Origin of the sequence: Hyphococcus formosus (assembly GCF_046736345.1) — a bacterium.
GTDB lineage: Bacteria > Pseudomonadota > Alphaproteobacteria > Caulobacterales > Parvularculaceae > Hyphococcus > Hyphococcus formosus.
This window is the reverse complement of record NZ_CP157210.1, coordinates 2,507,891-2,521,664: the sequence shown is the minus strand read 5'-3', so window position 1 is coordinate 2,521,664 and position 13,774 is coordinate 2,507,891. Positions and strand designations below refer to the sequence as shown.

The 13,774-nt window shown below is 55.4% G+C and carries 15 protein-coding genes; 11 read left to right on the top strand and 4 right to left on the bottom strand.

From position 1 onward, the window contains the following. Position 1: 1 nt before the first annotated feature. The gene (locus ABFZ83_RS11635) at positions 2-2,236 is read right to left on the bottom strand and encodes a TonB-dependent receptor (protein WP_411816723.1); all 2,235 of its coding nucleotides are present in this window, start codon (positions 2,234-2,236) and stop codon (positions 2-4) included. A 236-nt stretch (positions 2,237-2,472) separates the two neighbouring features. Here ABFZ83_RS11635 and ABFZ83_RS11630 point away from each other — a divergent pair, with 236 nt between their 5' ends. Beyond that, a complete protein-coding gene (locus ABFZ83_RS11630; RefSeq protein ID WP_411816722.1) occupies positions 2,473-3,060 on the top strand; it encodes a NifU family protein in 588 nt (195 codons plus the stop codon). A gap of 121 nt (positions 3,061-3,181) precedes the next feature. Then, positions 3,182-3,775: a malonic semialdehyde reductase gene (locus tag ABFZ83_RS11625; protein WP_411816721.1), complete on the top strand. Its 594-nt coding sequence runs from the start codon at positions 3,182-3,184 to the stop codon at positions 3,773-3,775. On the opposite strand, the gene ABFZ83_RS11620 is transcribed toward ABFZ83_RS11625, so the two are convergent. Further along, complete coding sequence (locus ABFZ83_RS11620) at positions 3,750-4,379, bottom strand: N-acetylmuramoyl-L-alanine amidase (protein WP_411816720.1); 630 nt, start codon at positions 4,377-4,379, stop codon at positions 3,750-3,752. The genes ABFZ83_RS11625 and ABFZ83_RS11620 overlap by 26 nt on opposite strands. A gap of 61 nt (positions 4,380-4,440) precedes the next feature. Here ABFZ83_RS11620 and tsaB point away from each other — a divergent pair, with 61 nt between their 5' ends. The 4 genes from tsaB (at position 4,441) to ABFZ83_RS11600 (ending at position 7,328) form a co-directional block, all read left to right on the top strand. Continuing rightward, positions 4,441-5,118: a tRNA (adenosine(37)-N6)-threonylcarbamoyltransferase complex dimerization subunit type 1 TsaB gene (gene tsaB / locus ABFZ83_RS11615; protein WP_411816719.1), complete on the top strand. Its 678-nt coding sequence runs from the start codon at positions 4,441-4,443 to the stop codon at positions 5,116-5,118. Beyond that, positions 5,115-5,567 (top strand): GNAT family N-acetyltransferase, encoded by a 453-nt coding sequence (locus ABFZ83_RS11610; RefSeq protein WP_411816718.1) that lies wholly within the window; start codon positions 5,115-5,117, stop codon positions 5,565-5,567. The genes tsaB and ABFZ83_RS11610 overlap by 4 nt, the downstream gene beginning before the upstream one ends. 97 nt (positions 5,568-5,664) lie before the next feature. Then, positions 5,665-6,081 carry a Fur family transcriptional regulator gene (locus ABFZ83_RS11605; RefSeq protein WP_411818829.1) on the top strand — a complete coding sequence of 139 codons (417 nt, stop codon included), beginning with the start codon at positions 5,665-5,667 and terminating at the stop codon, positions 6,079-6,081. Between the two features lie 137 nt (positions 6,082-6,218). Continuing rightward, positions 6,219-7,328, top strand: coding sequence for a diiron oxygenase (locus tag ABFZ83_RS11600; RefSeq protein ID WP_411816717.1), 1,110 nt, complete (start codon positions 6,219-6,221; stop codon positions 7,326-7,328). A gap of 23 nt (positions 7,329-7,351) precedes the next feature. On the opposite strand, the gene ABFZ83_RS11595 is transcribed toward ABFZ83_RS11600, so the two are convergent. Beyond that, positions 7,352-7,996: a hypothetical protein gene (locus ABFZ83_RS11595; protein WP_411816716.1), complete on the bottom strand. Its 645-nt coding sequence runs from the start codon at positions 7,994-7,996 to the stop codon at positions 7,352-7,354. A gap of 83 nt (positions 7,997-8,079) precedes the next feature. On the opposite strand from ABFZ83_RS11595, the gene pip reads away from it, so the two are divergent. Next, positions 8,080-9,036, top strand: a complete 957-nt coding sequence (gene pip / locus ABFZ83_RS11590; RefSeq protein WP_411816715.1) for a prolyl aminopeptidase — start codon at positions 8,080-8,082, stop codon at positions 9,034-9,036. Between the two features lie 8 nt (positions 9,037-9,044). Here the strand turns inward: pip and ABFZ83_RS11585 are convergent, their stop codons facing one another. Continuing rightward, positions 9,045-9,803 (bottom strand): DUF1223 domain-containing protein, encoded by a 759-nt coding sequence (locus ABFZ83_RS11585; RefSeq protein ID WP_411816714.1) that lies wholly within the window; start codon positions 9,801-9,803, stop codon positions 9,045-9,047. A gap of 194 nt (positions 9,804-9,997) precedes the next feature. Here ABFZ83_RS11585 and miaB point away from each other — a divergent pair, with 194 nt between their 5' ends. The 4 genes from miaB to ABFZ83_RS11565 are packed head-to-tail and all read left to right on the top strand — an operon-like array spanning position 9,998 to position 13,767. After that, on the top strand, positions 9,998-11,374 hold the full coding sequence (gene miaB / locus ABFZ83_RS11580) for a tRNA (N6-isopentenyl adenosine(37)-C2)-methylthiotransferase MiaB (protein WP_411816713.1): 1,377 nt from the start codon (positions 9,998-10,000) through the stop codon (positions 11,372-11,374). Next, positions 11,371-12,348, top strand: a complete 978-nt coding sequence (locus ABFZ83_RS11575; protein WP_411816712.1) for a PhoH family protein — start codon at positions 11,371-11,373, stop codon at positions 12,346-12,348. Before miaB ends, ABFZ83_RS11575 begins: the two co-directional genes overlap by 4 nt. Then, positions 12,345-12,839: an rRNA maturation RNase YbeY gene (ybeY, locus tag ABFZ83_RS11570; RefSeq protein ID WP_411816711.1), complete on the top strand. Its 495-nt coding sequence runs from the start codon at positions 12,345-12,347 to the stop codon at positions 12,837-12,839. The genes ABFZ83_RS11575 and ybeY overlap by 4 nt, the downstream gene beginning before the upstream one ends. Then, entirely contained in the window at positions 12,832-13,767 is a 936-nt protein-coding gene (locus tag ABFZ83_RS11565; RefSeq protein WP_411816710.1) for a hemolysin family protein, read from the top strand. The genes ybeY and ABFZ83_RS11565 overlap by 8 nt, the downstream gene beginning before the upstream one ends. Positions 13,768-13,774 lie beyond the last annotated feature (7 nt).

The following is a 13,774-nucleotide window of genomic DNA, read 5'->3' as shown; positions in this document are numbered from 1 at the left end:
CCTAAAAGTCAACGTCTATGGTGAACATCGCAGAGCGACCCGGCGCAACATAGGCGAAAGGCGTGCCGGAGCGATAGAGCGCGTCGTAATAGACCTTGTCTGTCGCATTAACGAGGTTGAACGAGACTTCGACATTGTCGGTTACGCGATAGCCGCCAAAGGCATCAAAACGCCAATAGCCGGGAATTGCGGTGCCGCGATCAGCAACAGATCCGCCGACCCGCTCGCCCTCATAGGTGGCTTGTCCGCCAAGGTGGAAGCGGCTGCTGACCTGATAGCGCGTTAACAGATTGAAGCTTGTTTCCGCAACATTCGGCAATCTTGCGCCGATCTGCGTTGGGTCCGGTGAGGCCGTGATTTCAGCTTCCAGGAGAGACAGACCGCCATGGACGCTCCATTGTTTTGTGACCTGTCCGGAGAAGCCAAGCTCTACACCTTGAACCCGCTGTTCGCCTTCGAGTGTGAAAACGCCATCAACACCCTGAACGCGCGCATCGGTTTTGTTGGTGCGGTAGACCGCAGCCGTCAGCGCCAGATGTTCGTCAAAGACGTTCCATTTCGCACCGATCTCGATGGATTTATTGCGCTCGGGGTCGAGATTTTCCGTCGATGCCGTGATGCCGCCATAAGCGTCACCAAGGCCATCAACCTGTTCGCCCGATGGGTTGGACGATGATCCGTAGGACGCATAAATCGATGCGTTCTCGGCTGGCTTATAAACTGCGCCCAAATGCCAGTTCAGGAAGTTGCTGTTGTTGCTGTATTCGCCAGCGCTACGTCCGCCAACAGATTCAACATCAATCCGATAGAAATCATAGCGCATGCCGCCAAACAGGCTGAAGGCGTCATTGAATTTGATCGTGTCAAGGAAATAGAGTGCGTCTGATTTAATATCCGCGATCGAATAGGCACCGCTCTCTTCGACCGGGAATGGCCACGCGACGAATGGGTCGGGGTTATAGAGGTTTTGGAATACCGTATACGGAGAAATTTCCAACCCTGTTGATGGGTCTTCGGAATCGAGGAAGCCAAAGGGGCGGTTTTCAATCGTTTCGCGGCTGATTTCAAAGCCGGCGACGATTGTGTGCTCCAGGCCGCCCGTGTTGATGTCAACGGTCGCATCGGTCTGGTTGGCGAAATAGTCATTGACCGAATTCCGGTTTTTCGGATTGGCCCGCACGGTCCAGTTCGCAGGATCCGGGTCGGTTGTGTCAGGGCGTTCCGGCGCAGATACAACATAGGAATTGCCGGTTTTACCGTAGCGGACAACGCTTTTGATGGTTGCGATTTCGTTCGGTGAATATTCGACCTTGCCCGTATAGACATTGGCGAATGTTTCACGGAAATCACGATTGACGAGACCATAGAAATTGTTCCGGTCAACCTGAAACGGCTCGTTATTGTCCACATCATAGGGCACGCCGAAATCTGGCATGTCCTGCGTTTCGAGGTGATAATAATCAAAGCTCAGCGCTAGGTTTTCGGTTGGTGTAAAGAGGATCGCGGCGGCTGCGCCCCAACGATCGTTGTAAACTTCGTCGCGGCCAGCGGTTTCGCCGTCGTGGAAAAGGCCGTTGACGCGAATGGCTAGTTTGTCGGTCAGCACATGATTGATGTCACCGGTCAGGCGTACAGAGTTTTCGGTGTCGTAGCTGGCTTCGAGATCACCAAAATTATTGAACTGCGGCGCTTTTGAAACAAGGCTGACAGCACCACCGGTCGAGCCGCGACCGGCAAAGGCACCGGATGGGCCTTTCAGAATTTCGATTTGTTCAACGGCAAAGATCTCGCGCGAGACCACGCCGGGATCGCGAACGCCGTCAATATAAACGTCGTTACGGGCGTCAAAACCACGGATGAAAATACGGTCGCCAAAAGCGTTACCGCCTTCACCGGTGCCGATGGTGACGCCGGGCTGGGTGCGCACCACATCGCGGAACGTCCGCGCACCGGAATCTTCAATCAATTCCTTTGGCAGAACAGCAATGGATTTTGCGGTGTCCAATAGGTCTTCGGTAAGTTTCGACGACGATGACCGGTCAATTTTGTATGGTGCTTCGGGGTCGGCAAAGGGGTTAGAGCCGTGGCGCTCCCCTTCGACAATGACTTCGTCTTTCTCTTGTAGGTCCTGGCTCTGGGCCGCGGCGGGTGCGATGCTGGCACCGGCGAGCCCGGCCAATGTGCCCGCCCGGGCGAGATGTCTTAATGTTTTAGGTTGTTTGGTTCCGCTACTCATTGCGAAGTCCCCTGCTAATTTTACTGATGAATATCGCGCTGCGGTAACGCAAATGAGAATGATTATCAATAGAAGTGAGAATGATTCTGATTATAATTCGCAATATTTGTCCTAATTGAGGATTATGCGCGGGTCGATGCCCGGAACCGGGCGAGCGCCGCAAACCGTGACTGTTCCTGTCTTGCGCTGATGGCCCGCTATCACTAGCTAGGAGCCATAAGTAGAAAGGCCAATTGATGTTCATCCAGACCGAAGACACACCAAACCCACAATCAATGAAGTTCCTGCCCGGTCAGGCCATTCTTGGGGCTGGTGCGATGGGTATTGATTTCCCGACGATCGAATCCGCTGAAGCCTCGCCGCTCGCGCAGATGTTGTTCGAGGTCGATGGGGTGATGGGCGTTTATCTTGGCGCGGATTTCGTCACCGTAACGAAAACCGAAGCGGTCGAATGGTTGCAAATCAAGCCTGCGCTTTTGGGCGCGATTGCTGATTTCCTCACGGCCGGCATCCCGGTCATTCGCGACGGCGCGACGGCCAATAGTTCGGCACCGGCGACGCCGCTCGAAGATTATGAAGGCGAGGACCGCGAAATCGTCGAGCAGATTATTGAATTGATCGAAACGCGCGTGCGCCCGGCGGTGGCCGCGGATGGCGGTGATATTGTGTTCAAACATTATGAACCGCGCACCGGCGTTGTTTTCCTTGCGATGCAGGGGGCCTGCGCTGGCTGTCCGTCTTCGACCATGACGCTCAAATCCGGCATCGAAAATATGCTCAAGCATTATGTGCCTGAAGTCGCCAGCGTCGAAGCGATCGCTTAAGGCCCGGCGCAGCCTCGAAATCAAAGATTGAGCTTTGCGGTTGAGCCGCCCTGCCGCATCATATACGAGAATCCCAGTATTCGATTTGCCGGGCGCGTAGCCCCAACCGGAAGGTATTCTTATGTCCGATAAAATGATCAATGATGAGGCGCTCAATATCATCTTCCGCGACGCCCGTACGCGAAATGGGTGGGAAGACCGCAAGGTCACACAGACTCTCATGCAGGCGGTCTATGATCTGACAAAATTCGGGCCGACTTCCGCAAATTGTTCTCCGGCGCGCTTTGTTTTTGTCGAAAGCGACGAGGCGAAAGCGCGGTTAAAACCGCATCTCGCCGAGGGCAATGTCGAGAAAACCATGGCGGCTCCTGTTTGTGTGATTCTTGGCTATGACATGGCGTTTTATGAAAAACTGCCTCAGCTATTTCCGCATGCGGATGCAAAATCATGGTTTGCCGGCAATGACCCGCTGATCGAAGAAACGGCGATCCGCAATGGCACCCTGCAGGGCGCATATTTCATGATCGCCGCGCGGTCATTAGGCCTTGATTGTGGCCCGATGTCTGGCTTCGACCAAGCTGGCGTGAATGAAGAGTTTTTCAAGGGTACAACGATCAAGGCAAATTTCCTTTGCAATATTGGTTATGGTACGGACGAAAACCTGTTCCCGCGCTCACCGCGTCTTGAGTTCAACGAGGCCTGTGAAATTCTCTAGGCTCTGACAGCGTTTCGCGTTTCATATTTTCTGTGATCCGGTCTACAAATTCCGTCCACGGAAATAAGGGGCCGGGGTCGGTACGCCGTGCGGGGTCCAGCCGCGCATGGCTTGTTACGTGACGAAGTGCAGGATATTTCCCCATCGCATAGGCGATGATTTCTGCGGTCGCTTCGATTTGCCATGGGCTGAAAGGCTCGCCGCGCTGGTCATTGACGATCTCAATGCCAAGCGACCGGTGGTTGAGCCGCTTTGCGCCACCGCAAATCTCTGGATGGAAGCAACGATTATGGACATGCCAAGCCGCCCGGCTTTCCGGCGCGCAGGCCCAGACAAACCTTCCATGCGCCGCTTCTTTGCGGCCCGGTACGATCCAGTGAAAGCTCGCGCGTTTTTCCGTCATTACGGAAACCGCGCCCTCGGTCGATGATCCCGCGGTGGCGTGGATCACGATCAATTCGATTTCGCCCGGTTCTCTTTTGCTGGTTGCAAGCGGGGCTGCGCGCCAGGCGCTTTTGTGGATGACTTCGTTCAGCTCCCGTGCTGGATATGGCTGGGGCGGCAGATCGAATTGAAACTGGCAAGGGTCGTTGGTCGCGGACATTTTATCCTCTGGTGCATATTCCGATTTGCGTGCGCGACCCGCTCGGGGCTAGGAAGTGCGCATGTTGATCATGGGTCTCGATACGGCGTTACAACGCTGCTCGGTTTCAATCTTAAACGGGGATGAAGTGCTCGCGGATAAGTCCGTTGGCATGGAGCGCGGCCATGCGGAACATTTAGCCCCTTTGGCGGCCTCCGCAGTGAAGGCGGCGGGGATCGAATTTCGCGATCTCGACCGTGTTGGGGTGGTGGTTGGTCCCGGTGGTTTTACGGGCGTTCGTGTTGCGCTTGCATTTGCGCGCGGGCTAGGGGTCGGGACCGGTATTGATATTGTTGGTGTCACCAGTTTGGCGGCGCTGGCCGGTAATGCACCGGGCGGTGATTTAACGGGTGCCATCATCGACGCGCGGCGCGGCGAGGTGTATGCTGCGCTTTATGACAATAAGCGTGCTGCGGTGGTCGCGCCATTTGTTTCGGCTCCCGAACAAGCCCTTGAAGCGCTGCGCCTTAAGGCCGACGCACGGCCAGTGACGCTAGTCGGTTCGGGTGCCGCTTTGCTGGGCGATCTGCCGGATAATTGGGCCATCAAAACCGGACAGGACCAGATCGACGCCAAGATTGTTGCCCGTTTGGCAAGCCGTGAACCGCGGCCCGTTCAGCCGCCTGCGCCGCTCTATCTGCGTGCGCCAGATGCCAAGCCCGGAAAGCCCGGTCTGTTTCCCGGTGGTGCCCCTAAATGAGCGATTGGCGGGTCTGGACAGCACAGGTCGATGATGCCGACACTTTGGTCGCCCTGGAGGCACTCGCCTTTGGCGGGAGAAGCTGGGGCGGTGACAGCGTGAAGGCGAGTTTCGTTGCGTCGGGCGTAACGGTATTGTTTGGTGGTTTGGCAAAGGATTCCGCTGGCCCGCTTGGATTTGTGTTGTGGCGCGATCTTGGCGAACAGGCAGAAATCCTGACCATCGGGGTTGTGCCGGATGCGCGCCGTAGTGGGTTGGGGGAAGCGCTTCTTGAGGCCGCCTTGCAGGCCGCAAGAAATGGTGGCGCGGAAAAGATGTTTCTGGAAGTCGATGCCGCCAATGCAGCTGCGCTTGGGCTTTATATGCAGGCCGGCTTCAAGACCATTGGCGCGCGCAAGAAATATTATCGGGATGGCGGCGACGCCGCCGTGATGGCCCTAGACCTTTAATTGCGCGATTTCGTTCGCTTATCAGTTGCAAGCAGACGCGGCCACGGCAATAAAGGCGCGTAATGCGCAACGACTTTACTGAAAAGGAGCACAAATGATGGACCGGCTCGAAAAAATCTGTGTTGAAAAAGGCATGCGCATGACGGAGCAACGCCGCGTGATCGCGCGGGTTTTGTCGGTTGCGGATGATCACCCCGATGTCGAAGAGATCCACCGCCGTTCGACCGAGATTGATCCGAATATTTCAATCGCCACTGTTTACAGAACCATGCGCCTCTTCGAGGAAGCGGGGGTGGTGGAGCGCCATGACTTTCAGGATGGCCGCGCCCGCTATGAAGAGGCGACCGAAGATCACCATGACCACCTTATCGATCTGCGGACCGGCAATGTGATCGAATTCATGAATGAAGAAATCGAGGCCCTGCAAAAACGTATTGCAGAGCAACATGGTTTCAAACTCGTGGATCACCGGCTCGAACTTTATGGCGTGCCACTCGATAAGAAAGACGATTAGGCCCAAATCTGCGATCTGCGCAATTTGACCATACGTATATTGACTTTTTTAAAGTAAACTAGGTAGTGTACGCCTGCGAACAGAAACAGGCGTGCGCACAGACATAAAGCACCGCGCACGAAGACGGGAGGAAATCCATGACGTCTCTGCGCGAACTTTATCCGATCCCTGACATTGATCCTTGCTGGACGGTTCCGCAAGATTTTGAAGCTGCCTTCGATTGGGAATATGACGAAGGCCGCAAGCAAATGATGCACCTTTATCAAAAGGGCAAAGACATGCAGTGGGATGCGCTCAATCGCATCGACTGGACGCTTGAGCTTGATCCGGAAAATCCGATGGAATTGCCCGACGAGTTAAGCGGCATCTATCACACGCCGGTCTGGGCCAAGATGAATAAAAAAGAACAGGCCGAGTTCCGTCGTCACATGCAGGCATGGACGATGTCCCAGTTTATGCAGGGCGAGCAAGCGGCGCTGATCTGCGCGGCAAAAATCGTTCAGCAGGTCCCGGATCTGGATGCCAAGTTTTACGCATCGACGCAGGTGATGGACGAAGCGCGCCATGTCGAAGCCTATAAAAAATATCTCGGCATTATGGGTGTCGCCTATCCGATGACGCAGCCATTGCAGACGCTGGTGGATCAGGCATTGCGCGATTCCCGTTGGGATATGACGTATCTGGCAATGCAGGTCGTGATCGAAGGGTTGGCGCTCGCCGCGTTCGGCAATATTCGCGACATCTCAAAGAACCAGCTATCGCAACAGGTCAATGCCTATGTGATGGAAGATGAATCGCGGCATGTGGCCTTCGGACGATTGACCCTAAAAGAATATTATCCGCATCTCACACAAAAAGAGCGCGATGAACGCGAGGAATTTCTGGTTGAGGCCTGTTATCACATGCGCGACCGGTTCGAGTCGAAAGAGCTTTATGAATATCTCGACCTGCCGGTTGATGAGGTGATCGAGGCGCAGAAAAATTCTGAATTCCAACGCCATTTCCGCACTATGCTGTTCCAGCGGATTGTGCCGATCGTGCGCGATATTGGTCTGTGGTCTGATAAAATTCAGGCGGCCTATACCGAAATGGGTGTCATTGGTTACGCCGACACCGATTACGATGAGCTATCCCGAACAGATACGGAGCGGGCGGCAGAGTTTGACGAAATCAACAAGCAAAAACGCCAAGCCTATGTTGAGGGCGTCGCCGCGCAGGGCGCGAAAGGGATTGCCGCCGCCGAATAAGAGATAAAAAAATTGCGCCGCGCTTAAACGCCGGAAAGGTCTTTCTGGTAGCGCGGTGCTGGTTGCGCAACGGTTGCGCTATGATCATTGTCGATTTGATCGGCCAGCGCATCAGCGGTTTTGCCTAGCTTGCGAATGGCATCGCTATAGGCGGTGCGAATGGCATCGATTTCTTCCGGTGCAATGGGCTCGCCGCTTTTCTCAATTTGTTTCGCCGCATTGATATAGATCTGCCGGTTTTCCCGTAGCGCCTTGATGGCCGTTTCTACGGTCGACACGTCGTTCTTGGTCAGACGCGGCGAGGCGAGAGCATTTTGCGCAATAAAGGCCAGACGGTCAGCAGCAATGAGATTGCTATGGGCGTCTTGGGCAAGCTTCGTAAAGCGCTGTCCTGCGGGCTCCAGCCCCTCCAGATAGATTTCAATCGCTTCGCTACGGGTGATGCGGTCTTCATCATCAGCGCCGGTAATGCGCGAAACAAAAGAAACAGATTGGGGTTTTGGCCATGGGGCAAACTCAACCTCGCGTGCGGCATCCGCCAACAGGTCGCGTTCAGAAATGGATTTGTGATCTGCGTGGGAGGCGATCGGATTAACGGCACATCCGCTAATCAACGCCATCAGTGCCGCGGCAAAACCGCCAACGACCCCAGAACTCAGTTTCAACAAACGACGACTCCACTGAAAGACTTGTTACACACGTCTCTCCCCACTAAAGGCTAACCTAACAAAATCTTATTGTCAGCATGGAAATGGCCGAGTTGAGCATTTTATATCCGCCGATTGAGCCCACAGAGACCGGAATGCTCCGTGTTTCTGATCTTCATGAAATTTATTACGAAGTCTCCGGTGCGCCGGACGGCAAGCCCGTGGTGGTTTGTCATGGCGGTCCCGGTGGCGGCACGACGCCGTCCATGCGCCGCTATTTCAATCCCGAGCACTATCGAATTATCCTTTTCGATCAACGGGGTTGCGGCAAGTCCCGGCCGCATGCGGAGTTAAAGGACAACACCACCTGGGCGCTCATCGACGATATGGAGGCCCTGCGCGAACATCTTGGGGTTGCACGCTGGCAAGTCTTTGGCGGCTCGTGGGGATCAACTCTCGCGCTAGCCTATGCACAGACGCACCCGGATAAGGTGTCAGAGCTGGTGTTGCGCGGAATCTTCACCCTGCGCCGGGCTGAACTGGAATGGTTCTATCAGGAAGGGGCCAGTTGGGTCTTTCCCGATGCGTGGGAAGATTATCTGGCACCCATCCCCGAAGCGGAACGGGGCGATATGATCGCTGCCTATTACAAACGCCTCACCGGTGATGACGAGCAAGAGCAAATCCGCGCCGCTCGCGCATGGAGCCTGTGGGAAGGCGGCACGGTCAGCCTGTTGCCGTCGCCGGAACGGATGCAGGTCTTTGCGTCAGATCAATTCGCGCTCGCCTTTGCCCGGATCGAATGTCACTATTTCCAGAATGGCGGCTTCTTCGATCGCGACGATCAGATCCTCGCAAATATAGACCGTATACGGCATATTCCCGGCACCATCGTGCAGGGGCGCTATGACATCGTGACGCCAATGAAGACCGCTTGGGAATTGCATAAAGGTTGGCCGGAAGCGGATTTCAACCTGATCCTCGATGCGGGCCATGCGGCCAGCGAAACAGGTATTATCGACGCCTTGGTGAAGGCGACCGATAAATACGCGCGACGCTGAAAAGAAATCTAAGCAGGGCAATAGGCGGCGGTGACAATCGCCCCTTGTTTTGGCGACTGGACGATCAGCGCGCAGCCCTCATTCTGGGTCCATGTTTTCTCAACGCGCAACGTACCGCCGCGACGGCGAACAACGCCAAGTGGTTTCATATCTGTAACGACATTGTAGCCATCGAAGGTTAGCCCTGCATTGCCGCCCGATGTGATGGCCGTTGAGGTGTGGCGATCAAAGGTCACGAGATAGGCGTTCCCGCCTTCGTCAGATTTGCCGATATTGAATGTCAGCATGTCGCCGTCGATGGTCGCGGTGATGGACGGCACGTCTTTTTCGGTTTTTTCCAGCAGCGCGTCGATTTTGTCGGCCTTGGCCCCGACGGTTTCCATTTGACCGTTGACGACGATTTGCGGCGTATAGATCGAGCTGCGGTGACGGATATTGGCGTTATATAATTTTTGCCGGGCGGTGAATTCGGGTTTCGAGAATGGATCGACCCATGTGCCGTTTTCGGTATTGGTCATGTTCCAGTAATCCACATGCCAACTCAGGGCGATCACATCATCCCGGGCCGCGGTCCGGGGCAGCAGCGCCGCCGCTTTGGGGCAGCGAATACAGGCTTGTGATAAAAACAGTTCAACGACAATTGGTCTGGCGATGTCATCATTTTCGGAATCCGCAGCCACTGCCGGCAATTGGCTTACGCCCAATGCGAACAAAGCAGCTGAAGCGCCACCGAAAAATTTCATGGCATCCCTGAATTTTATACTCATTCCGTCCTCAAGAAAGCTAATACGCGCTCTCTCCCGCTGTCCAATTTGGCGCGCACAGATTGCCCAAGCAACTCAATTGCGGTCACAAGACCGAGATAGCAGTCGCCCGCTGCCGGAATTTGATTTCGTCATTATGATTGCATCCACCCTTTACCGCGCCTAAATAGCCAACTTCGCGAAAAGATACGAGAAAAATGACCGATCCACGGCCAAATCAAGGTAAATCCGTTTTTGTGCGCACCTATGGGTGCCAGATGAATGTCTATGATTCCGAGCGAATTGTGGGCCTTCTCAAGCCATTGGGCTATTCCGTCGCGGAAACGCCGGATAATGCGGACCTTGTGGTCCTCAATACATGCCATATCCGTGAAAAGGCCGCCGAAAAGGTTTATTCCGATCTTGGGCGCCTGAAACGCATCAAGAATTCCAGAAACAAGACCGGCGGCGATCTGAAAATCGCAGTTGCGGGATGCGTTGCGCAGGCCGAAGGGTCCGAGATCACCTCGCGCGCGCCTTATGTGAATATGGTTGTTGGCCCACAAGCCTATCACCGCCTACCGGAACTTCTGGCCCGCGCGGCCCGTGAAAAAGGCGAAGTCCTTGATACGGACTTTGCTGTTGAAGAAAAGTTTGACCGGCTGGCCGAGCGTAAAGCTGATGGCCCTACCGCCTTTCTGACCATTCAGGAGGGCTGCGATAAATTCTGCACATTCTGTGTTGTGCCTTATACGCGCGGCGCTGAAGTCTCCCGTTCGATTGATGCGGTGGTGGCTGAAGCGCGCTCCCTTGCGGCCCAAGGTGTGAGGGAAATCACGCTCTTAGGCCAAAATGTGAATGCCTGGGCGTCTGCGCCGCCTGCCGGTATGGCCGGTAGTGCCTGGGGCCTTGGTGAGTTATGTCGGCACCTTGCTAAGATCGATGGGCTCGACCGGATCCGGTTCACAACCTCCCATCCGCGTGACATGGATGACGGGTTGATCGCCGCCTTGGGCGAAGAAGAAAAGCTCATGCCATATCTGCATCTGCCGGTGCAGGCGGGGTCCGACAAAATCCTCAAAGCGATGAACCGCGGTCATACTGCCGAACATTATATCCGCCTGATCGAGCGCATCCGCGCGGCGCGTCCTGACATTGCGCTGTCAGGGGATTTCATCGTTGGTTTCCCTGGCGAAACGAGTGAGGATTTCAAAGAGACATTGGCCGTTGTCGAAGAGGTTGGCTATGCGTCGGCCTATTCGTTCAAATATTCGCGCCGTCCGGGCACGCCGGGGGCCGCGATGCAAAAACAGGTGCCGGAAGAGCAGAAAAGCGAGCATCTCGCGCAGCTTCAGGCGCTTCTTGAGCGGCAGCGGACAGAATTCAATCAAAAACAGGTCGGAAAATCGCTACCTGTCTTGTTTGAAAAGGCGGGCCGTAAACATGGCCAGCTTGTTGGCCGGTCGCCATATTTGCAAAGCGTTCATGTCTCGGCCCCAGAATCTATGCTAGGATCCATTGCGCCGGTGTCGATTGAGGGCGTGACGCCCAATGCGCTCGCCGGCGTGTTGAAAGAGGGTGAGTACGCCGCTTGAGCGAACAGAAATCTGCTGACGCCATCGATCATATCGATTTTGACGACAACCGATTTGTCGCCGTTGTCTCCGGTGGACATGATGCTCACCTCTCCATCCTCGAAGATGCGCTAGATGTCCGCATTGACCCGCGCGGCAACCGTTTTGCGGTCACCGGCTCAGAGGGCGGACGAAAGCGCGCCATCGCCGCCTTAACGGCGCTCTATGCCCGCGCGGAGCGAGGCGAACAGGTCAGCATTGGTGATGTCCGCGCGGCGGCGAAGCTGAGTGAAAAGCCAGCGGAACTGAAATCAGTGACCCAAACCATCAAAACCCCAAAACGTCTTATCGCTGCGCGAACGCCAAATCAGGCGGCCTATATGCGCGCGCTTGGCGAAAATGACCTGACCTTTGGGGTTGGCCCTGCGGGAACGGGCAAGACCTATATTGCGGTGGCCCATGCGGTCAGCCTCCTGCTGGCCGGGAAGGTTGATCGCATCATTCTCTCACGGCCAGCGCTCGAAGCCGGTGAGCGTATCGGGTTCCTGCCCGGTGACATGAAGGAAAAAGTCGATCCCTTTTTGCGCCCGCTTTATGATGCGCTTCATGATATGATGCATGCGGATTATGTCGAGCGCCGCATTGCGGCCGGTGAAATTGAAATTGCGCCGATCGCGTTTATGCGGGGCCGGACCTTGTCGCGCGCCGCAGTTATTCTTGACGAAGCGCAAAACGCAACGCCCGCGCAAATGAAAATGTTCCTGACCCGATTGGGCGAAGGGGCGAAAATGGCCATCACCGGCGATCCGACGCAGACCGATTTACCGGTTGGTGAGGTCTCTGGTTTGGCCGATGCCTTGTCGGTTTTAACGGGCGTTAAGGGCATTTCGGAAATTCGCTTCGAGGCCGGTGATGTCGTGCGCCATCCTTTGGTGTCCCGGATTATCAATGCCTATGATCGGCGTGATAAACGCAATACCGATCCCAGCTCATGACCCACCAAGATGCGCATAGAACGGCACCCATCGCCGGTATTGATTGTGTTGTCGATGATGAGAAATGGCTTGAGGCGCTTCCCGAAATAGAGACATTGGCCAGCCAGTGCCATGCGGCGGCGGTGAAGATCGAGCCGGATCTGGCGGGCGAGATTGCCTTGATGCTTTGTGATGACGCCACCATTCAGGGGCTCAACGCCAAATTCCGGCATAAAGACAAGGCGACGAATGTCCTGTCATTTCCATCCGGGGATGAGCAGGGCTTTCTTGGCGATATTGCGCTGGCGCGCGAGACCTGTATGCGAGAGGCAGCGGCCGGATCTGCGACCCTTCGTGACCATGCGGCGCATCTGATCATTCATGGAATGTTACATTTGATCGGTTATGATCACGAGACGGATGAAGAGGCGGAAGTAATGGAGGCTCGAGAAGCCGAAATTCTGCAATCCATGGGCATTGCGAACCCTTATGAGGTGGCTCAGGATGAGTGAGACCGAAGACGACGCGAGACGGACGGAGACGATGAACGGGGAAGACGGCGACGACGATAGTGGGCGTAGCGACAGTATAATGGCGCGGTTCCGCGCCCTGATCGGTAAGCCAGATCGCGAAAGCGAATTAGAAGACAGTTATATGAATGGAGATCGGGACTCGGATAAACCGATCTCGCAATCCCGTCGGGAGATGATCGAACGCGTCGTCGCGTTTGATGACAAGAAAGTTTTTGATGTCATGGCCCCGCGCGCAGATATCGCGGCGGTGGAAATTGACACGCCCCTTCAAGAATTGATCCGCATGTTTTCCGAGGCCGGACATTCCCGCCTGCCGGTCTATCGGGGCGATCTTGATGACCCGGTGGGGATGGTTCACATCAAAGACCTGATCGGCCTGATTGCAGATGACGCACGGCCGCTTCCAAGCTCTGGCCCGATCCTGAAAACCCTGAAGCGCGATGTGTTATATGTCCCGCCCTCGATGCGTGTGACTGACCTCTTGTTGCGGATGCAGGCATCGCGCATTCACATGGCGTTGGTGATCGACGAATATGGCGGCACTGACGGGCTGGTAACGATCGAAGATCTGGTCGAAGAAATTGTCGGCGAGATCAATGACGAACATGACGATGACGATACGTTGGTTATCACGCCGATTTCCGGCGGCGGCTGGGAAGTCGATGCCCGGGTCGAGCTGACAGACTTCACCGAAGAAACGGGCCTTCATCTTGATACGGAAGATGACGAGATCGACACAATCGGGGGCTATGCGGTTTCTCTCGCGGGCCGCGTGCCGCAACGTGGCGAAGTGCTCTCTGGCCTGAACGGGTATGACTTTGAAGTCATCGAAGGCGATGCGCGAAAGGTTCGTCGTCTGCGTGTTCGTCCTTCGGCGGCGAAATCTTCCACGCAAGCGGCGGAGTAATCCTGAC